The organism is Vibrio sp. YT-18 (assembly GCF_033337345.1).
Classification (GTDB): Bacteria; Pseudomonadota; Gammaproteobacteria; order Enterobacterales; family Vibrionaceae; genus Vibrio; species Vibrio alginolyticus.
The window spans coordinates 14,100-35,787 of sequence record NZ_JAWOQO010000007.1 but is presented as its reverse complement, the minus strand read 5'-3'; the positions used below and the strand labels follow the sequence as shown (position 1 = coordinate 35,787).

Annotated in this window: 17 protein-coding genes; 9 read left to right on the top strand and 8 right to left on the bottom strand. The window is 45.8% G+C overall.

The annotated features are described in order from the left end of the window. Positions 1–502 precede the first annotated feature (502 nt). From R7M72_RS11275 to R7M72_RS11245, 7 genes are all read left to right on the top strand, one after another. Entirely contained in the window at positions 503–1,609 is a 1,107-nt protein-coding gene (locus R7M72_RS11275) for a M20/M25/M40 family metallo-hydrolase (RefSeq protein ID WP_017820903.1), read from the top strand. 264 nt (positions 1,610–1,873) lie between these two features. Continuing rightward, on the top strand, positions 1,874–3,484 hold the full coding sequence (locus R7M72_RS11270; protein WP_318056184.1) for a peptide ABC transporter substrate-binding protein: 1,611 nt from the start codon (positions 1,874–1,876) through the stop codon (positions 3,482–3,484). A gap of 145 nt (positions 3,485–3,629) precedes the next feature. Continuing rightward, entirely contained in the window at positions 3,630–4,550 is a 921-nt protein-coding gene (oppB, locus tag R7M72_RS11265; protein ID WP_193837423.1) for an oligopeptide ABC transporter permease OppB, read from the top strand. A 9-nt stretch (positions 4,551–4,559) separates the two neighbouring features. Then, positions 4,560–5,492 (top strand): ABC transporter permease subunit, encoded by a 933-nt coding sequence (locus R7M72_RS11260; protein WP_005377839.1) that lies wholly within the window; start codon positions 4,560–4,562, stop codon positions 5,490–5,492. Positions 5,493–5,502: 10 nt separating this feature from the next. Beyond that, positions 5,503–6,486: an ABC transporter ATP-binding protein gene (locus R7M72_RS11255; RefSeq protein ID WP_017820901.1), complete on the top strand. Its 984-nt coding sequence runs from the start codon at positions 5,503–5,505 to the stop codon at positions 6,484–6,486. 9 nt (positions 6,487–6,495) lie between these two features. Continuing rightward, positions 6,496–7,488: an ABC transporter ATP-binding protein gene (locus R7M72_RS11250; protein ID WP_017633963.1), complete on the top strand. Its 993-nt coding sequence runs from the start codon at positions 6,496–6,498 to the stop codon at positions 7,486–7,488. After that, complete coding sequence (locus R7M72_RS11245; protein ID WP_318056183.1) at positions 7,488–9,284, top strand: aminopeptidase P family protein; 1,797 nt, start codon at positions 7,488–7,490, stop codon at positions 9,282–9,284. Before R7M72_RS11250 ends, R7M72_RS11245 begins: the two co-directional genes overlap by 1 nt. A 161-nt stretch (positions 9,285–9,445) precedes the next feature. Here R7M72_RS11245 and R7M72_RS11240 read toward each other — a convergent pair whose 3' ends face one another. Further along, positions 9,446–11,890, bottom strand: a complete 2,445-nt coding sequence (locus R7M72_RS11240; RefSeq protein WP_017820899.1) for a collagenase — start codon at positions 11,888–11,890, stop codon at positions 9,446–9,448. A gap of 302 nt (positions 11,891–12,192) precedes the next feature. On the opposite strand from R7M72_RS11240, the gene R7M72_RS11235 reads away from it, so the two are divergent. Next, positions 12,193–12,627: a hypothetical protein gene (locus R7M72_RS11235; protein ID WP_017820898.1), complete on the top strand. Its 435-nt coding sequence runs from the start codon at positions 12,193–12,195 to the stop codon at positions 12,625–12,627. 120 nt (positions 12,628–12,747) lie between these two features. Here the strand turns inward: R7M72_RS11235 and R7M72_RS11230 are convergent, their stop codons facing one another. The 7 genes from R7M72_RS11230 to R7M72_RS11200 all read right to left on the bottom strand — a co-directional run bounded on the left by R7M72_RS11230 (position 12,748) and on the right by R7M72_RS11200 (position 20,558). After that, positions 12,748–13,596 (bottom strand): ABC transporter permease, encoded by an 849-nt coding sequence (locus tag R7M72_RS11230; RefSeq protein ID WP_171344739.1) that lies wholly within the window; start codon positions 13,594–13,596, stop codon positions 12,748–12,750. A 2-nt stretch (positions 13,597–13,598) separates the two neighbouring features. After that, positions 13,599–14,879 carry an ABC transporter permease gene (locus tag R7M72_RS11225; RefSeq protein ID WP_258669505.1) on the bottom strand — a complete coding sequence of 427 codons (1,281 nt, stop codon included), beginning with the start codon at positions 14,877–14,879 and terminating at the stop codon, positions 13,599–13,601. Then, positions 14,876–15,997: an ABC transporter ATP-binding protein gene (locus tag R7M72_RS11220; RefSeq protein WP_318056182.1), complete on the bottom strand. Its 1,122-nt coding sequence runs from the start codon at positions 15,995–15,997 to the stop codon at positions 14,876–14,878. Before R7M72_RS11220 ends, R7M72_RS11225 begins: the two co-directional genes overlap by 4 nt. A gap of 73 nt (positions 15,998–16,070) precedes the next feature. Next, entirely contained in the window at positions 16,071–16,985 is a 915-nt protein-coding gene (locus R7M72_RS11215) for a dihydrodipicolinate synthase family protein (RefSeq protein WP_318056181.1), read from the bottom strand. 56 nt (positions 16,986–17,041) lie between these two features. Next, the gene (locus R7M72_RS11210) at positions 17,042–18,016 is read right to left on the bottom strand and encodes an ornithine cyclodeaminase family protein (protein ID WP_054577903.1); all 975 of its coding nucleotides are present in this window, start codon (positions 18,014–18,016) and stop codon (positions 17,042–17,044) included. An 87-nt stretch (positions 18,017–18,103) separates the two neighbouring features. Then, positions 18,104–19,177: a polyamine ABC transporter substrate-binding protein gene (locus tag R7M72_RS11205; protein ID WP_054576452.1), complete on the bottom strand. Its 1,074-nt coding sequence runs from the start codon at positions 19,175–19,177 to the stop codon at positions 18,104–18,106. Between the two features lie 124 nt (positions 19,178–19,301). Continuing rightward, a complete protein-coding gene (locus R7M72_RS11200) occupies positions 19,302–20,558 on the bottom strand; it encodes an NAD(P)/FAD-dependent oxidoreductase (protein WP_258650613.1) in 1,257 nt (418 codons plus the stop codon). Between the two features lie 109 nt (positions 20,559–20,667). On the opposite strand from R7M72_RS11200, the gene R7M72_RS11195 reads away from it, so the two are divergent. Then, positions 20,668–21,669, top strand: a complete 1,002-nt coding sequence (locus R7M72_RS11195) for a 4-hydroxyproline epimerase (protein ID WP_318056180.1) — start codon at positions 20,668–20,670, stop codon at positions 21,667–21,669. Positions 21,670–21,688 lie beyond the last annotated feature (19 nt).

Sequence of the window (21,688 nt, the reverse complement as noted above, 5' to 3'; positions counted from 1 at the left end):
TGGCGCAGGTCTTGAGAAATTGGAATACGTGGGGAGAAATCTTTATCTTGGCGATTTTTACGCATAATTGTAAAATATATGTTACACACAGGAGGCGCGTCGAACCCACTTTCGTAAACATCAAACAAACTGCTTATTTTCAATATATTAGATTGATATTTTCGGCTTTACGCCAACACACAAAATGTAAACAAGTTGTTACCTTGGCATTTTATCTTGGCATTTTATCTTGGCAACGTAACTCAAAAAGTAAAAGGGTATGGAAAATCTATTGCACCCTATCTCTATCCGATTTATTCATTTGCTCCTGCAAAACATCAAAAGTAATGTTTCGTGACGCTTCATACAGTTCGAAAGGCTCATCGGTCAGAATCGTGTCATGGATACCCCTTTATTGATTCACCTCAGTTTTATTTAAAAGTAACTGTGCCATAAGTGGTGCTCTGTTCCCTATCGAGCCGAGCCACAAGGCTTCACGCTCGATCAGAAAAAGAGACTTCTAATGACACACATCAATCAAGAACGCTTAGTTGAACATTTTTGCCAACTGGTACGTATCGATAGCGAATCAACAAACGAAAAACAAATTGCAGAAACACTGGCAGAGCAGCTAGGCGACCTAGGCTTTACCGTGCACAAGCTTCCAGTACCTAAGCACATTTCTAACGGCTTTAACGTGTACGCCCGTTTAGACGGCAAAAAAGACGGCTCTATCCTAATGAGCTGTCATATGGATACAGTCACACCGGGCATTGGCATTGAGCCAATCATCGAAGACGGCGTTATCCGTTCAAAAGGCAATACGATTCTTGGTGGCGATGATAAATCTGGTATTGCTGCCATCATGGAAGCCGTTCGTTGTATTCAAGCGGAAAACCTTGAGCACAAAACGTTAGAACTTGCTTTCACCGTGTATGAAGAAGGCGGTTTATTCGGTTCACAATACTTCGATATGTCACACGTCACTTCAACGGAAGCAATCGTGTTAGATACGGGTGGCCCTATTGGCACTATTGTGACCGCAGCCCCAGGCCAGCAAAAAATCGTGGCAACAATCAAAGGTCGACCAGCACATGCAGGGCTTGCGCCAGAAGAAGGCATCAGTGCGATCATGGTGGCGGCAGATGCCATCAACCAAATGAAGCTGCTTCGCATCGACGAAGAAACGACAGCCAACATCGGTATAGTGAATGGCGGTCAGGCCACAAACATTGTTATGCCTGAATTAAAAATCGTGGCAGAAGCACGCTCCCTGAATGGCGATAAACTAGATGCTCAGGTCAATCATATGATCTCAACATTAGAGTCTGTCTGTGAAAAACACGGTGCAGAAGTCGACATTGAATCTAGCCGAGCCTACGACGCTTTTGTTATTGAAGAAAACCACCCGCACGTAAACGCTATAAAAGCAGCGTTTTCAGAGTTGGGAATTGACGCCTTCACAAAAGGCACTGGCGGCGGTAGCGATGCCAACAACTTTAACAAGAAAGGTCTCACAACGGTCAATCTTTCAACTGGCATGGCAAAAGTACACACGACAGAAGAGTTTATCGCGGTAAGTGATATGGTCAAAATCACTGAGTTCGTGAAACATTTCCTAGTCAGTTAACGTCGTGCCTTTTGAAGAGCAGACTGACTATCTTCCCCTTCTAGCCTGTGCTTGAAGGGGATTTTAATTTGTATCGAAGCAAAATTACTTCCCGTCATGCCAACTTGATATCAGATCTTCAAAGAAATTCCCCTAGCTCACTTTTTGAGACCAGACAGCTCAATACCTGACACCCTGTTACAGTAATGTTAAAACTCGATTGTGTAGACAATTTATACAATATACATTTTTGGCATCTTTCAGGATGAAAAGAGTGAGACAAGGATGAAATTACCTAAGTTGCTTTTATTAGCGTCGATGATGAGTCCAATACTGGCAACATCAAGCTATGCCGCGCCGTATCCCGTAAGTGTGACCCTCGATGAGATACAAGAAATTACGCTAAACAATGGGGCTGAAGTTACTTCTATTGACCCAGCCAAGCAAGCCGCAGAGCCCGCTTTCAATCTCGGTCGAGACCTGTTTGAAGGTCTGGTCATTCAAGATAAGCAAGGTAAAACCATTCCTGGTGTTGCTGAGTCTTGGTCAGTCAATGACAACAATACGGTTTATACCTTCCACTTACGTGATGCAAAATGGTCAAATGGCGAAACGGTCACTGCACAAGATTTTGTCTACAGCTGGCAACGCTTACTGAATCCAAGCACTGCTTCACCCTACGCTTGGTTTGCGGCCATTCCAAATATCGAAAACTCGCAAGCCATTATGAAAGGCGACGCCGCACCCGAGTCCTTGGGCGTGAAGGCGCTGGATGAAAAAACGTTCCAGGTAACACTCGAAGAGCCTATTCCCTTCTTTACGAAACTATTAAGTCATCCAGTGCTTGCCCCCGTTCATAAAGCGACCATTGAAAAACATGGCAACCGTTGGACCCAGCCTGAGCATATCGTTACAAATGGTGCGTTTACTGTCTCTGAATGGAAAGTTAACGAAAAACTGGTGATGGTTAAAAATCCACATTATTGGGACGCAAGCAATGTAGTGCTGGAAAAAGTCACCTGGCTACCAATTGGTGATGCAAACGTAGTGCTAAACCGCTACCTAGCTGGTGAGATAGACCAAGCGGTTTCCATTCCTGCCGCTCAGAAGAAAAAGTTAATTCAACAACGCCCACAAGAAGTGGCAAGCACCAGTGCGTCTCTTGGCTCCACATTCTATTACCTCAACACTCAACAAGGGCCAACAAAAGACGTGCGGGTTCGTAAAGCCCTCTCATATGCCATTGACCGTCAACTGTTAACGAGTGCTATTTTGAGAAACGGTGGGGTTCCAATGTATACCCTTGTGCCACCTCAAACAGATGGTTTTAAATCTCACACTCCTGAGTTCGCAACTTGGAACCGCCATAAACGTATCGAAAAAGCGCAGCAATTACTGTCAGAAGCTGGATACGATAAAAGCAATCCGCTTAAGTTAACGTTTACCGTACCAACTTTCTCGATGGACGTAAAAATGGCAACCACCATGGCAGGCATGTGGAAAAGCCGATTGGGTGCGCAAGTCACGATAAAACAGCTAGAACCGAAAGTGTTCTACGCACTTAAAGAGCCGACCGACATTACTCGCGGCGGCTGGACGGCCGACTACAATGAAGCCTCTACATGGTTGGATATCTTCGTTTCTAGTGGCGAGTACAACGATTCTCGTTATAACAACCCGCAATACGACGAGTTAATGGCTCGCTCAAAGACCATGAGCAACCCATCAGAACTGTATTTACAAGCAGAAAGCATGCTGATTGAAGACATGGCCATTATTCCTATTTATCGTCCGGGTAACGATCAATACCTCATCAAGCCTTATGTGGGCGGCTACGAACTGACAAACCCTGAGTCGTCGTACTACCGCAAGAATGTCTATGTGAAAGCCCACTAAAAGCATGTTTTCGGTCTGAGTCGGCAAGTTCAATGTTTACTTGTCGTTCCTCATATCTCTCGGTGGAGAAGGCAACCTGAGCTCAGGCCATTTTTTTATTCATAACCGTTCGAAGTGATTTCGGACGACCAAAGGATGATGGATCATGATTTGGTACATTGTTAAGCGATTAGCTATCGCTATCCCCACGCTTCTATTCATCGCACTCGTATCATTTTGGCTGATGCACATTGCACCAGGGGGGCCATTTGATATGGAACGGCCTATGCCAGAGGTGGTACGTGCGAATATCGAAGCAAAATTCCATTTGGACCAGCCCTTCCTTACTCAGTTTTGGATTTACATTGGTAATTTCATACAAGGAGATCTCGGTCCGAGCTTCGTTTATCAAGACTTCAGTGTTACACAGCTCGTCGCACAATCATGGCCAGTTTCAGCAGTATTAGGCGTACTCTCCTTTTGCATTTCCGTTCCACTTGGCATGTTGCTTGGCACCATTGCGGCATTGAACCGAAATAGCCGCCTAGATTACGGCCTGATGACACTTTCGATGACTGGAGTTGTAGTTCCGGCTTTCGTGCTTGCTCCAGTTTTAGTCATGCTCTTCGCTATTCAGCTCGGCTGGTTCCCTGCTGGTGGTTGGGAAGGAGGAAAGCTGGCTTTTCTTGTTCTTCCCGTGCTCAGCCTGGCGATTGGCTCCATTGCGAGTATTGCACGCGTCATGCGTGGCGCAATGATTGAAACACTCAACCAACCATACATTCGAACGGCAAAGGCCAAAGGTTTGTCCACAACCTACATTTTATTCCATCACGCTTTGCGACCATCCCTGATTCCCGTCGTTGCGATGCTCGGCCCTGCGTTTGTGTCTGTCGTGACAGGCTCGGTAATTATCGACATTTTCTTTGGTACAGGTGGCATGGGACAACACTTTGTGTCTGGGGCTCTCAACCGCGACTACGGCCTAGTAATGGGCATTACTCTGATTGTCGCTTCACTCACTATCTTCTTTAACCTTGTGGTCGACTTGCTATATACGATTATCGACCCTCGTATACGCGTTTAGGAGTCCGGTATGTTAACGATCAAAAAACTGGATACACAAGCTCTTCAAGATCAAGTCGTCGACAATATTGAAGCCGTCGAAGGTCGCAGTCTTTGGCAGGATGCATGGACTCGATTTCGTAAAAACAGAGCCGCGATGACATCAGTGTATGTTTTGGCTTTCATTACCTTATGCATCACTTTCGGCCCCTCTCTTGCCGCTTTTGGCCATGATGAAATTGACTGGGAAGTGCTCATCGATCCATACGAGCTAGGGAAACCTTCACTGAGCAGTGGCCATTACTTTGGTACCGATGATCTCGGGCAAGATGTCTTCGCTCGCACGATGCAAGGTGGCAGGCTCTCTATTTTGGTAGGTTTTGTTGGCGCCTTAGTCGCCGTTGTTATTGGTACGATTTGGGGAAGTATTTCCGGCTATCTTGGCGGCGTTGTCGATAGCGTAATGATGCGCATTATTGAGGTGCTCGATTCGGTGCCATTTATGTTTATGGTTATCCTGTTTGTTACCCTTTTTGGCAACAACATCTACCTGATTTTTATCGTGATCGGAATGGTATCTTGGCTGGGCATTGCCCGTGTTGTACGTGGTGTCACCTTCGGTCTAAAAAAGCGAGAGTTCATCGAAGCCGCACACTCTATTGGGGTTTCTAAATTGACAATTGTCCGACGCCATGTTCTGCCTAATGTGCTTGGGATCGTGATGGTTTATTCCTCCTTAATGGTACCAGGATTCATTATGTTCGAATCGTTTTTGAGCTTCTTAGGGCTTGGTGTTCAACCACCAGACACGAGCTGGGGAATCCTAATTTCCGAAGGCGCAAAAACGATTGACGTTGCATTGTGGATGCTGCTTTTTCCCTCTCTGTTTTTAGTTGCCACCCTCTTTTGTTTTAACTTCATCGGCGATGGCTTGCGTGATGCTCTTGACCCGAAAGACCGATAAGGACAAACCCATGCTATCTATTGAAAACATGAACGTGCGCTTCGATACGCCAGATGGGCAAGTGCAAGCGGTCAGTAATCTCTCCTACTCGATTAAAGCGGGCGAAACTCTTGGGATTGTTGGGGAATCAGGTTCGGGAAAAAGCCAGTCTGTTTTCGCATTAATGGGGTTAACCGCGGATAACGGCGCCGTGTCTGGAAGCGCAATGTTCCACGGTGATGATTTACTCGCGATGTCTAAAAAGCAGCTCAACCGCATCCGTGCAGAGAAAATCGGAATGATCTTTCAAGATCCGATGACGTCACTCAACCCATTTATGAAAATTGGCAAACAGCTTTGTGAAGTTCTCATGATTCATAAAGGAATGACCCGAAAACAAGCAAAAATTGAATCGATTCACATGTTGGATGCGGTGCGTATTCCCTCTCCCGAAACTAGGATGAATCAATACCCTCACGAATTATCTGGCGGAATGCGTCAGCGAATCATGATAGCGATGGCCTTGTTGTGTAAGCCCGAGTTGTTAATTGCAGACGAACCAACCACCGCGTTAGATGTAACCGTTCAAGCTCAAATTTTGACGCTATTACGAGACTTACAACAAGAGTTCAATACGGCTATTTTACTGATCACTCACGATATGGGCGTCGTCGCCGAGATGTGTGATCGCGTATTGGTCATGTATGGTGGTCAAAAAATGGAGCAATCAGATACCGAGACATTGTTCGCTCAACCTGCGCACCCCTACACTCAAGGCCTGCTAAAGGCGATTCCTTCCATCACTGAAGATATGCCGCGTTTACCAACCATCCCAGGTAACCCACCAAGTGCGTTGATTAACCATCAAGGGTGTCCGTTTAAAGAGCGGTGCGAGCATCGAGAGACGCGTTGCCAATACGAAACCCCACGGTTTTCTCCATTAAACACGAGCCAGTCCATTGCCTGTCACGTTAAAGCACCCAGTGTTATCACTCCCATTCAAATAAAAGCTTAAGGAGGCGTTATGAATAAAAAAGAAGTCCTCATGTCTGCTCGTGATTTAAACGTCCACTTTCCTGTTTCACGTCATCTTATTCCAAGTCGACGTAAAATCGTGAAAGCGGTCAATGGTATCGACTTAGATGTTTACCGAGGTGAGACACTTGGCATTGTGGGGGAATCAGGCTGCGGAAAATCAACACTTGCTCGCGCCTTACTTCGCTTAATTGAACCTACACATGGCGAGTTGACTTGGAAAGGTCAAGACATGCTCGGGTTTAGTAAAAAAGAGCTTTCCTCTCGACGCAGAGAATTTCAGATGGTGTTTCAAGACCCATCCGCTTGTTTGAATCCGAGGTTAACCATCTCAGAATGCATCGCCGAACCACTGCTCACCCACGAGCCAAAGCTTAAACGGGCAGAGGTAGAAAAGCGTGTCATCGCTATGATGGATAAAGTGGGTCTCTTGGCGAGCCAGCGAAACCGCTATCCACATGAATTTTCCGGAGGTCAATGCCAGCGTGTGGGCATTGCTAGAGCGTTAATTCTCAATCCAGATTTGGTCGTGTGTGATGAACCCGTTAGTGCACTAGATGTCTCCATACAAGCTCAGGTCATCAATCTTCTAGATGATCTTAAACAAGAAATGGGGTTAACACTGGTGATGATTGCGCATGACTTAAGCGTGGTGCGCCATATCAGCGACCGCGTTATGGTGATGTATCTTGGTAAACCTATGGAAGTAGGACGTTACGATCAAGTATTTGATGATGCACAACACCCCTACACCAAAGCACTGTTATCTGCTGTCCCGATAGCTAATCCGCAATTAGCACGTGACCGTGAAATACAACTATTGCCCGGCGACCTTCCTTCTCCACTTAATCCACCGAGCGGTTGCGTTTTTCGTACTCGATGCCCAGAAGCAACAGAAGTATGTGGGCAACAGAACCCAATAAAAACAGGCTCGGAGCAGCATCATATCTATTGCTCAAATATGACTTTAGGAACCATTTAATGAACAATACTAACTCAGTAAACCAACGCCTTACGTTATTGCGTGAGGCAATGTCCTTTCACAACGTGTCTGCATATATCGTGACCAACAATGACCCACATAACAGTGAATACTCAGCGGATCATTGGTTAGCGCGAAGCTGGATTTCAGGTTTTACCGGCTCAGCAGGCGATGTCGTCATTACCCAACAAGGTGGTGGCCTGTGGACTGATGGTCGTTACTATATTCAAGCTGAAGAACAGTTACACGGCACAGGACTTGAACTGTTTAAAGCCAAACAACCAGAAACGCCGACAATTGCCAAATGGCTGGCTACCACGCTCCCAGAAAACAGTATTGTCGCGGTTGACGGGCGCGCCATCAGTTACGCTTTTTATCAAGGCCTCAAACAAGCCTTTGAAGCGAAAAACATTAAGATCATTGTCGACCTGGATTTACTCACACCGATTTGGCTTGAAAGACCACCTCGCCCAAGTGCACCCGTATTCGAGCACCCCACCGCTTTTGCTGGCGTTGACACTGAAAATAAGTTAGCGAGAATCCGTTCTTGGTTAACCGAGAACCAAGTAGATAGCTTATTAGTGTCAACGCTAGATGATGTCATGTGGACAATGAATATTCGAGGTGGTGATACGAATTACTGCCCAGTTTCTGAAGCCTATCTAGTCGTAGAGCAATCACTTGCGACACTGTTTATTGATAAAGCCAAACTGCCTCAAGACGTTGAAAGAGCGCTGACCGAGCAGAGTGTACACATTCGCCATTACAACTACGTAAGTCAGTATTTGAATCAGCAATGTGAGGGATTATCGCTCGCTTTTAACCCGACCCACACAGACAGCTTATTGGTGAGTTCGATTGAAGGGAATGTGAATCTAAAGCCAATGGCTTGCCCTGTAACGGCAATGAAGGCCATAAAAAATGCGACCGAGCTAACTAGCCTAGAACAGGCATTAACAGATGATGGTGTGGCAATCGTAAGGTTTATGAACTGGCTCGAAGAGCAAGTTCCAAGCGGACTCGTTACAGAATTGTCTGCTGAGGCACAACTGAATCACTATCGCCGTCAAACCCGACATTATGTGAGTGACAGTTTCCGCACTATCGCAGGCTTCGCAGCTCACGGGGCAAAAATGCATTATGCCGCCGATGAAGAAAGCAATGCGGCAGTCAATGAAAGCAACTTCTTTCTCGTCGATTCTGGTGGCCAATACCTTGGCGGGACAACAGACATCACCCGTACTTTCCACTTCGGGTCACCGACCATTAAGCAGCGCAAAGATTATACCTTGGTGCTCAAAGCGGTCATCCGACTGACTCAGACTCGATTCATGAAAGGCTCTACGGGTGCCAATCTTGATATCATGGCGCGTGGCGTCTTATGGCAACATGGTATTGATTACAAGTGCGGCACTGGACACGGCGTGGGCATTTGCTTGAATGTTCACGAAGGCCCACAAAATTTCTCGCAAAGCCACCATGAGGTTGAGCTAAAACCGGGTATGGTCATTACTAATGAACCAGGCGTTTATCGCGAAGGTGAGTACGGGGTAAGAATAGAGAACATTCTTAAAGTTGTAGAAGTAGAACAAAATGAGTTCGGCACGTTTTACGGTTTTGAGACCATCACTCTTGCTCCAATTGCGACCAACGCCCTTGATTTATCAATGCTAGATCAAGCAGAGCTAGACTGGCTCAATCATTACCATTCACGAGTCTATCAAGCACTTAGCCCTTTTCTTGATACGCAAGATAAAAACTGGCTTCAACGCACAACCCAACTTATTGAGAAATAGGATATCAGCAAGCTTTATAACGTTTTCATTTTCATCTCAAACTCCTTGTTTGCCAGCCTTCGGGCTGGTTTTTTTTATAGAGATAACGGCGTGAAAAACAAAAACGCCCCGCAATGTTAGCGAGGCGATCAATTAAATTAAAATGATGCAGTTAAAATGCCCTACTGACGACACTTCTGAGCATCAAAATCAACGACGATGGCGGCATTCTCAAAGTCACCAGAGACTTTAACGTAGCCCCAGTAGTTACTCTGATTTGACAACGTAATACACTCTCCATTACCAATATTATCTGACCACCCGTGAAGATTAGCACCATCCGGCCAACCAGAGTTACTGTATTCAAGCTTTAGGTTGCCCATACCGTTCCCCGTCGTTATCGCCAGATTTGAGCTCTCATTCACCGCTGGCACGCTCAGCCAAATGGTTTGTTGATTTGCCAAGCAAACAGGCTCTCCTGCTGTTAGGCGCCCACCGCTTACTTTACTTTGCACCGCGCAGTCTTGTGGCAATGTGTCATTACCGCCCAACGTTGAGATAACAACACTATGAGTGGCGGTTGCCGTCAAGCCTTCACTGTCTGTCACACTTAGACTGACCGAATACTCCCCTTCACTCCCATATTGGTGCGTCGGCTTGGTTTGTGTACTTGTCGAGCCATCACCGAAGTCCCATAAGACGCTGACGATCTTCCCGTTTGGGTCTGTACTGTTTTCACTGCTAAATGTAATGCTTTCACCGACTTTCCCCTTGTTGTTTGCGGTTATGACTGCATTAGGTGCACCATTTGAGACAAGGGCTTGCTGCCACTGCTCAAACTCACTTTGATATAAATTCGCCCATTGGGTGATCGTTGCTTTGTAATTGCTCCAATTCCCTTGGCGTGTTTCCACCAGCATTTGGTTTACGTCATCTTTATGATTTTCAAACATAAAACGTACAGCTAAGTACCCCCAACGATAAATTCGATCGACATCAAACCCATCATAAGTAGTCTCGAAAATCTCACTTAAGGTATATGTCGAGCCGTCTAAAATCGTCTCAAGTGCTGCTTGGTTGTCATTTTCTTGAGCGACATACTCTGCAATGCCTTCACTCCACCACACTATTTTTTCAGTTGGATGACTAAACCCTCCATAGAGATCAAATCGACCATCTAAGTAATGCACGTATTCGTGCTCTAAGTTCCAGACAAAGTGATCCGCGTTCGCATAAGAGGCTTCATAAGCAATAAAGTTGGGAATATTCCCCGGCTGGGAAGGATCGCCTTCCAAGTACATACCGCCATTGTCAGTACTAATATCGAAAATTGGCCCTGCGTACTTACCATAATCGGTGCTTGAATCGAAGATATTGACTTGGAGCTGAGTATTGTGGTCATCTTTTACTGGCTGTTCACCAGTTTCTAATGACTGATGAAAGTAACCCTCTTCGTAACCCATTTTAGAACATGCGGCCGCGTGTTGCTCTTGCGTCATATTCTGGGACAATATTCGAATTGTTGGACTACAAGTATAAGTTTGCGATAGCACTAAGCCTTTTAGCTCAGTTTCGAAATTACAAATTCCGAACTCACTACAATCTGCGTAATATGAGGCAGTGTCCGCCGCCGCAAGCCAAACCGCGTCACCCCGACCATACATTTCATACTGTTCAAAGATTCGACTCAGCTGACTCTTCACAACAGAACTCGCGTTACCCGTATACTTGGTCAAACGCCCGAGCTCTCGCCCCGCATTCGCGGCCATGAACTCATCTTCAGCACCGATTGATGATGCCCTCAGAGCAAAATCGCCTAAAGCTTTGGCAAGGTCCGTTTGGTTGCCAATTATTTGCACAAATTGCTCGTTCCACTGCCCACCAAACAAAATAGTGAAAACACCGTTAACTGCATTGCGCATATACCAGTGCTGGGCGTATTGATCATTCCAACGTGTAAGCCACTGGGTCACTTGCGGTAAGTACGCGTGCTGCAAGCCCGCACTATCCATAGTGATGATGACTTCACTAAGCACTTTGCCGTGACGGTCGCTGTTCTCATAGAAGTTTGCGTTATTAACAAACGCATCCACGGATTCTTTCACCGCTGGGGTAACCCATTCAATAAATGAGATGTTGTCATTGTAAAACTCGGCGTAATAACCCGCGCGCAAGTATAAGAAAAACGTTTCGAGTTCATCGCTCCCGCCACCTGTATACCCCTTCGCCAATGTCGTAGTGCGCTTCGCAATGTTGTACATATGATCGGAGCTAAATACCGACTCCTGAATCCGACTTTCAGCAGAGAATAACTGGTTCACGCACGTCGCGCCCTGACTTAAAATTTCGCTGATCAATTGGTTACTGCTTTCGGTAACCAATGCTTCCAAATCACAAGCAGTGCTCGACTCATCAAGGCTTTCAAGTGACTGTACTCGAGTTGCCTTGGAGGGCTGAATAGGGAGAGTTGCGGTTGGTTGGTATTCAACTCGATTGGATTCAACACCGTGTGTATGAGCCGAATGTGCATGTTGCTCTGTAACTTGAGAAACTGGCTCGCTTAACGCAAATACGCCAGTGCTGGTTAATGTTGTCGCAATCGCGACACTCAAAGTCTTCAGTTCCATCTAATTTCTTCTATATTGAGTTTTCCTTAAATGCATTACGTCTTTTGCATCGCCACTGCCCTTATTACTGCAAGAGCATCTCCATATAATCTACTCGCAAGACAAGATGAAACATTTTGTTAACAACTGAACGTGACGGTGTCAGTTTTTGGTACTCGAGTTGCCGTTGCACGAGCTTGCCAGAAATCGATTTGCTTTAGTAATATTGATCAACTAGTTGTTTATCTTTCCATTCAAATATCTTTTATTGCTCCTCACAAAAGCGATAAAATGGTTTCTTTTCTTTTTGCTAAACAACTCCTATGACCGACGCTGATATTGAGCTACAACATCTTTGGTTAGAAGTCCAAGCCGAACGCTGGCAAAACCTGCCACGCTTTTTATTCAGTTACTACTGCTACAAGCACAACCTTGTCAGTAAAACCAACAAAGTTTGTTGGGAGACGGCACGTGCAAGACTGCCCGCTTCAACATCAATAAAAGAGCGAAAAAAGGCGGTGGTTGAACCGTTAGTCCCTGAGGAAGCCGTGGTTGGGTTATTGAAAGCCATCAGCAAAGATGGGGAAATGACATTTGACGTGATGGGAACCACACTTGATACGTTTTTGCATTATGTTGTGATTAGCAAGGAAGAAAAAGCGCGACTTAAATCAAACATGCCAGCTAGTTGGTATCAGCAATCAAACAAGTCGCCTTTGGCACGTTTCGAGCAAGCTGGCATTAAGCTACCAGAGTGATATGTCAGTCATCGCTGAAGATACACAAAAAAGACAAGCGCCTACAATGAGGCGCATTTGGTCAAAAATTGAGGTGCCCCTAAACAAAAGTGCAAAGTGACCAACAAAGAAAAAGTTTGGTTACTCTTGAATGCCTCGAATGCGTACATTACGTCTACGCAAAACTTCTAATGTCACGAGCAAACACACCGACATAAAAATCAACAACGTAGCGACCGCCAATATGGTCGGACTAATTTGCTCTCGAATTCCTGACCACATCTGCCTCGGAACGGTTTTTTGTTCTGCCCCAGTCAGGAATAACGCCACCACAACCTCGTCGAACGAGGTGCCAAAAGCAAACAAGCCGCCAGATATCATCCCCGGACGAATCAGCGGAAAGGTAATGTGTCTGAAAGTATAAACAGGGTTTGCGCCTAAGCTAGCCGCCGCTTTTACCAAGCTATGGTCAAAGCCGCTTAACGTCGCAGTAACGGTAATGACGACAAAAGGCGTACCTAACGCAGCGTGTGCCAAAATGATGCCTAAATAAGTTTGTGATAAGCCAAAGCGTGTGTAGAAAAAGTACATCGCAGCAGCAGAGATAATGACTGGTACGATCATGGGTGAGATCAACAGCGCCATAATCGTATTGCGAAAAGGCAAGTTACTACTTGCTAAACCCAACGCCGCCAGAGTTCCTAGCCCTGTTGCAACGAGTGTCGCCATAAAAGCAATAAACGTGCTGTTTTTCAGCGCCAACAGCCACTGATCACTAGTAAACATTTCTTGATACCAGCGAGTAGAATACGCTGCCGAGTCAAGGTTTAACATCCCCTCGGTAAAAGTAAAGTAAGGCGTTGCATTAAACGATAACGGGATGATGGTCAGAATTGGAGCGATTAAAAAGAACAGCACCACCCCACAAAAAGCTAAGTAACCTGCGTAAGCAACTCGCTCTACTTTTGATGCATAGTTTGGTAATGCCATGGTTATCCCCCTACCTTAAGGTTGTTAATGCCAACCACACGGTTGAACATATAAAACAGAACCAGTACAACGAACAAAAGCAGTCCACCCAATGCGCCAGCCATCCCCCAGTTCAGTGATGTCTGCATATGATAGGCAATCATATTGGAGATCATCTGTCCGCTTCTTCCACCAACCAAAGCGGGCGTAATGTAGAAACCAATAGAAAGAATGAAAGTAAGCAAGGCCCCCGCACCTATCCCCGGTAACGTAAGCGGCATATAAACTTTGATGAACGCAATGAAAGGCGTCGCGCCTAGAGAACGAGCGGCACGGAAATAAGTTGGGCTAATTCCTTTCATTACGCTATACAGAGGCAGGATCATAAAAGGCAACAGAATGTGCACCATAGACACCACCGTTCCGAAGGTATTGTGAATCATCTGAATTCGCTCAGAAGTAAAACCCGACCAAATAAGGAGATCATTAATGACCCCTTGGTTTTGCAGCAGAACAATCCAAGACGTGGTTCTGACTAACAATGATGTCCAAAATGGCAGCAGCACAATAATTAAAAGTAAGTTCGCGCGCTTATCAGGTAAATTGGCAAGCAGGTAAGCAACGGGGTACGCCATCACCAAACAAATTAAGGTGATTGAAATAGACATCCAAAAAGTTTTAAAGAAAAGGTCGACGTATATTTGGCGTTTTTCTGGTTGGGGCTCAATGTCTCCAAACTCATTCACTTGCAAGTCTAGCGCTGCAAGATAATGACTGAATGTTAATGCGCCACTAAGATTCTTAAACGCCGCCCAATATTTAGGATTAGCCCAACGCTTATCCAGCTTAGCTAGCTGTGTCACCGAGATCGGCAGCGACGTCAACCGAGACAACTTTCTGCCGGTTTTCATGAGTAAGCTGCGCATACCAGACTCTTCAATATTCATCCGGTTGGCTATTTTCGGTAGCTCTTTGCTTTGATAAAGCGCAAGTACCTCAACAGAGAATGCCTCAATGACTTCTTGATGAGGCTGACCTTGATAATCCCAACTTTCTAAAGCTTGAATAGTTTGTGGGAGTGACAGGGATATTTCTCGGTTATCCACGCTTCGATAAAGCATGTCGAGGATAGGAAAAGCAAACGTAAGCAGAATAAAACACACTAATGGCGTCGTGAGCATAATGGAGCGAAGCTTTTTTCGGCGCTCGGCCTTTTGCAACTGCGCTTTCAGATTGGTTTCTTGCTGATGAACTTGGCGTTCGATTTCCAATACAGAATCTAATGCGGTTAGCTCTCGACTCATGCTGCTACCTCGCTACTTTGAGTTTGTGTCCCATCAAGAGCATGGCAATCGTCACTTTGCCAACCAATACGACAAATTGAGCCAGGCGTTAACTGCAAGTGTTTACGATTATCGTTAGGTACTTTAACGATGAAGTGACCAACGCTCTCTACTTCGACGACCAAACGATAATGATCACCGTGATAAATCAATTCTCGTAGGACGCCCGAGACTTGGTTCTCACAAGACGCTTTCTCTGGTTGAATAACAATCTTTTCTGGTCGAATGGAAAGTGTTGTTCTCTGCCCTTGCTCAGAGACTCTGACAGGTTTCGCAGTAAATAACTCTTTCCCAACGAGCACTTGGCAATACTTTCCGTTCCACTCTTTGACTAAACCTGAGAGTTGGTTGTTTTCTCCGATAAACTGCGCAACAAACGTATTACTCGGAGATTCATAAAGCTCGGTTGGTGTCGCGAGTTGTTGCACTTCGCCGTGATTAAAAACCGCAATACGGTCGGACATAGTGAGAGCTTCGTCTTGATCGTGCGTCACATACAAAATGGTAATGCCAAGCTTTTCATGCAAATGTTTAATTTCCATCTGCATTTGCTCGCGCAGCTGCTTATCTAATGCGCCTAGTGGTTCATCCATCAACACGAGTTTAGGCTCAAACACTAATGCTCGCGCTAACGCGACACGCTGTTGTTGACCACCTGATAACTGCTTTGGGTATCGAGTCGCAACATGCTCAAGCTCGACCATTTCTAATACACTCTGAACTTTGCTTTGAATCGTGTCACTGTCGAGTTTTCGCACCTTTAAAGGAAACGCAAGATTCTCAGCAATGGTCATATGTGGAAACAACGCATAGTTTTGAAACACCATACCAATATCGCGCCTGTGCGGCGCGAGATGATTGACAGGAACGCCATCGATATAAATGTCTCCACCGGTCGCAGTTTCAAAGCCTGCTAGCATCATCAAGCAAGTGGTCTTGCCCGATCCTGACGGCCCCAACATAGTAACAAACTCTCCAGGAGCAATATCTAAGTTGAAGTCTTTCACCACCAAATTCGTGCCATCGTAGGTTTTCTTAACGTGTTGAAAGCTGACATAGTCCTTATTTTCCGTGCTCATGACTTCCCTCTTCTCATTTTTTGAATATTACGAATGAGTAGAGCGTCAGTTAACGCTCTACTAAACAGCACAATTACAGATTGTATTTGGATAGGTCTAAGCGGGTTTCTAACGCATGTTCAACCATTTGAATGACTTGTTGACGCTCTTCACCTTGTAAGAGTTGGCGTGGCGCACGAACTTGTTCAGAGCCACGTCCGCAGACTTGCTCGGCCAATTTTATGCACTGAACCAGCGTAGGAATGGTGTCTAAACGCAGTAGCGGTAAGAACCAACGGTAGATCTCTAACGCTTCAGCATAACGACCTTGGCTTGCCAGTTTATAAATCGCAACGGACTCTTCTGGGAATGCGTTGGTTAAACCAGAAATCCAGCCGGTCGCACCTAGCATCAATGATTCAAGAGCGATGTCATCAACACCGCTGAACACGGTAAAGCGGTCATCAAATTTATTGTAAAGCTCAGTGATACGACGAGTATCAGTGGTCGACTCTTTGATAGCTACAATGCTTTCAAACTCAGCCAGTTTCGCCATGATATCGAGGTTAACATCGACACCATAAGCAACCGGGTTGTTGTAAATCATGATTGGCATTTCTGGCGTTGCTTCTGCTAGCGTGCGGTAATATTCGAACGTTTCGCTCTCAGACGTGCGGTAAACCATGGCAGGCATCACCATACAACCATCGATACCAATTTTGTACGCATCCTGCATGTAATCAACAGCTGCTGAGGTAATAGACTCTGCTGTACCAGCAATCAAAGGCACACGGCCATTTACGACTTCTTTTGCCGCTTGCAAGACCTGGCGTTTCTCCTCCGGGTACAACGCGCAGTTCTCACCGACGGTACCCAAGCAGATAATGCCATTCACACCATCTTTAATCTGGTTGTCTATAACGGTTTGCGTTGCGTCTAAGTCGATTGACTGATCTTGACGAAATTGCGTACTGACCGCCGGATAAACACCTTTCCAATCAATTTTCATGAACTACTTTCCTTATATGTATATTGTATGCAATTTAAATGAACGAGCGAAAATGCTCAGACATGGCTATCTATGCCATTTTCTAACAACACCGCCTTTACAGCGGCCAAATCAGCCAAAGCACTGCCAACTGATTTGTATAAAGTAATGACCTCATCGTTTTGACGTACTGAGATTTGTTGGGCGCAAAGCTGCGGTAATTCCCCTTTGATATCGTCTGACGTGAATACACCCTCTTGAATTGGAATGAGAAGATCGCCCGCTTCGGCTAATACATTAATACGGCTATCAACATACACCTGTGCTCGTTGCACTGCTTTAGAGTCGCATTCACGCTTGTCCAAGTCATGATTACCGACCAAATCAATATGGGTGCCCGGCTGCACGTCTGCGCCATTAAACAAAGGCTCTGCTGATGCAGTAATACAGCTGATGATGTCAACGTGTTTGATAACGTGGTCCACTTTTTCTACGACTGAAACGCGAAACCGACGCTCATCAGGAAGCGACTGATACTCTGAAGATGACACAATGGCATCTACCGTCGCCTCGGCTTTATCTGAGTTACGCCCCCAAATATAAACCTGCTTAAGTGGGCGAACCGCAGCGTATGCCCACGCAAAATAAGGCGCAAGATTGCCCGTTCCGCAGATCAACAGACGATCAGCATCGGGACGCGCCAAATAGTCCGCTGCCAACGCAGAAGCTGCGGCGGTGCGCCAAAACGTTAAAACTTTACCGTCCACGAGTGCGAGCGGCTCACCATCGTTTCGTCTAAAAACAAGCAGCTTAGATGCAAGCGTATCTTTGCCTTGCTCAGGGTTATGCGGGAAATACGTAAAAGCTTTCACCGCAATTAACTCCTGGTTCCAAGCTGGAAGTAGCGCAAACGCCTCGTATTCTCCCTCTTCTAAGGGCATGACTCGGCGTTGAGGTATTGTTGCTGGCCGCGAGTACATTTCACGCATCGTTTCAATAAGAGACTTCATTGTTAAACATTGCGCGACTTGCTGTGCTTCGATGACTTTCATCATTTCTCCGAAAACATAAATACAGTTGAGGAAAAGTACGGAACCTCGCTTATGGATGAAAACTCGGCCCCATACAAAAATTAACGCCTAGTTAAGCAGCCAGGTGTTGAACTCTTCATTGAGTTCATCAGCGTAGTCTGACCACCATTCATCGTTAATCAGGAAGGCGGTTTGGAAGTTTTGAGGTGCGGTAGGAAGGTTCGCTAAAATGTCTGGGTTCACCTCCGCCGAAGACGACTTACGCGTAGGCCCATAGGCAACGTACTTAGCTTGATCAGCTAATGGTTTTGTTCCTGAAGAAAAAGCAATGAAGTCCAATGCAAGCTTTGTGTTCTCACTCCCTTTAGGTATCGCCCATCCATTCATGTAACCCATTTGACGGTCCCATATAATCCGAAATGGTTGACCTTCATCTTTACGGGCATTGTGGATTCGGCCGTTAAACGCCGAGGCGATCACCACTTCTTTATCTGCAAGCATTTGAGGTGGCTGGGCACCTGTTGTCCACCACAGCACTTCTGATTTGATCGTATCCAACTTAGCAAAAGCACGCTCACGCCCCGCTTCGGTTTCGAGCAGGCTGTAGACCTCTTCTGGCTTTACACCATCAGCCAATAGTGCCCACTCAAGATTACCCTGAGGCTGTTTTTGCAATGCACGTCGACCTGGAAAAGTTTTTAGGTCAAAGAGATCGGTCAACTTGCTAGGCAAAGCCTTACCTTTAAATGCGTCTTCGTTCACCGCTAATACAGTGGACACTACGATGGTATTGATTGCGCATTCGTGAATCGCACCATCAATAAAATCCTCTTGTGCTGGTGTTCCATCTGCGCCCGGAGGCAAAATACTTGGGTTCACTGGTTCTAATAACCCTTCGGCACAACCACGAACAATGTCCGGCTTGTCGAGAGAAACCAAATCCCAGCGCACATTGTTCGCTTCCACCTGTGCTTTAATTTCGGCTAATCCGCCGCTGAAATCCTCGGATACGATCTCGACACCTGTTTTTTTAATGAAAGGCTTGTGATATGCCTCCACTTGGCTCTTGGTGAATGCACCACCCCAAGACACGACCGTCAATTTGTCTTCAGCATAAGCAGAGGTCCCCAACAGCATTCCTGAAATCAACAGCGCCAATGGTGCTTTGGTCATTCGTGACATGTTTTACTCCTTTTGGTTGTTTTTCTGGAGGCATCCGAGTACGGCTGTTGGACACCATTTTTGTTAAAATTAAGTTAACATTAGCATTTAATATATTTTATACAATATTTAATATTAAATTTTTTCAGGCGAATCGTTGTAATGAAAAAGGTGAAAGATCAATCGATGTCGGCTTTCCTTCGATAAGCTCTAAAAGGAGATCTGCCGTAATCGCCGCTTGAGTTAATCCAAGGTGTTGGTGGCCAAATGCCAGTAATACATTTCCATCCCAAATGCTATCAATAACCGGTAACGAGTCGACTGTTGAAGGCCGATTCCCCATCCACTTTTCTCCTTGCTTGAGTGGATTTAACCCCGATTCAAACATCTCATCACCTAACTGAAAAAGCATTTCTGAACGTTTCATATTGGGTGGTGATTCTACATCGGCATACTCAACAGTGCCTGCCAAGCGTAGCCCACCAGACATCGGAGTCATGATGAATTTTCTATCGGCAGAGCTAATAGGAAATGGCAATACATCACGCTTGTCATCCACCATTAGGTGATAACCACGCTCGGCTTGAATAGGCACTTTGACTCCGGTTAGCTGCCGTATCAAAGGCTTAGAATGTACACCAGCGGCAACAATGATTCGGTCAAATGAATACGTTTGAGACTCAACCAGCACCTCGCCATTTTTCGCCAACGCAGATACACCTTTTTGTAAAACCATACCGCCAAGAACTTCAAAAGCTTCACTTAGCTCAACACAGAGCTGATAAGGGTCTAGCGTATGACCTGTATCGGGAAAAAAGACGCCGACAAAAACCTTATGGCTGAGATCAGGTATCCTCTCTCGAATCGCCTCTTGTGTCCAAACTTGATACGCCACACCGTTTTTAGCCAGTGAGTTAAGCGTACTTTGGTAGTCTTTAAACAGTTTCTCGTTTTCAAAAGTGAGCAATGAACCATTCATTTTTATTAGATGCGCTTTTCCGATTGAATCAAGCATGCCACGCCAACTTGCCACTGACCGCTCGTTAAGAGTTTTAATCGCGTTTTTTGCCTGCTCCGCGGCTGATGGCTTTGTTTGTAATAGAAAACGAATCATCCACCCGATAGTGCTTGGAATATCTTGCCAACGGATCGAAACCGGACTTTTGGGATCTAGCAGCATTTTAGGTAATTGTGAAAGCAGCGCTGGCGTTGCAAGAGGGAAGATTTGCTCAGTCGCGATATGGCCTGCATTTCCCTTAGAGCATCCATTCCCCACGCCATTGGGATCAAAAATCGTGACTTGATAACCTTGCTGCTGCAACTTCAATCCAATTGATAAGCCAATAATCCCCGCACCTATCACGGCGATCCTTTCCTTTTTTGTTTCATCCTTGACCAACATAAATATGCTCCGAGTCATACTTGAAAACGTAGATTGTATACAATATATTTTACATTACGTTAACATCACTATTGTTTAATTCAACCATTTTTTCAGCAAGGAGCGAAAAATGAGACAAGGAACTTTTTTCTGTATTGATGCCCACACCTGTGGCAACCCAGTTAGGCTGGTAGCAGGCGGTGTGCCTCCACTCGAAGGCAATACCATGAGCGAAAAGCGCCAATACTTTCTTGAGCATTATGATTGGATTCGTCAGGCACTCATGTTTGAGCCTCGCGGACACTCGATGATGTCGGGGTCCGTTGTCTTGCCTCCTTGCAGCGATAACGCAGACGCTTCAATTCTGTTTATTGAAACCAGTGGCTGCTTACCAATGTGTGGCCACGGCACCATTGGAACCGTCACCACCGCTATCGAAAATCGCCTTATCACTCCCCAAAAAGAAGGTCGTTTGATACTTGATGTCCCAGCAGGACAAATCGAAGTGCACTACCAAACAAAAGGTGACAAGGTCACGTCGGTGAAGATATTTAACGTACCAGCTTACCTTGCCCACCAAGACGTAACCGTGAACATAGAGGGCTTAGGTGAGCTCACTGTCGATGTTGCTTATGGCGGAAACTATTACGTAATCGTCGATCCTCAAGAAAACTACGCCGGACTTGAACACTACTCTCCAGATGAAATTTTGATGCTTTCTCCAAAAGTTCGCGAAGCGGTATCTCGAGCGGTTGAGTGCGTACATCCAGAAGATCCGACAGTGTGCGGTGTTTCTCACGTGCTATGGACCGGAGAGCCCACTCAAGAAAACGCTACCGCTCGAAATGCTGTGTTTTACGGCGACAAAGCGTTGGATCGCTCGCCATGTGGTACGGGAACAAGTGCGCGCATGGCGCAATGGCATGCAAGAGGCAAACTCAATCAAGGAGAAGACTTTGTTCACGAAAGTATCATCGGCAGCCTATTTCAAGGACGTATAGAAGGCATTACCGAAGTGAATGGCAAAGCCGCTATTTTGCCAAGCATTGAAGGATGGGCACAAGTATACGGTCACAACACGATATGGGTAAACGATGAAGACCCATATGCGTACGGATTTGAAGTGAAGTAATAAGGATAGTAAGGAAGAA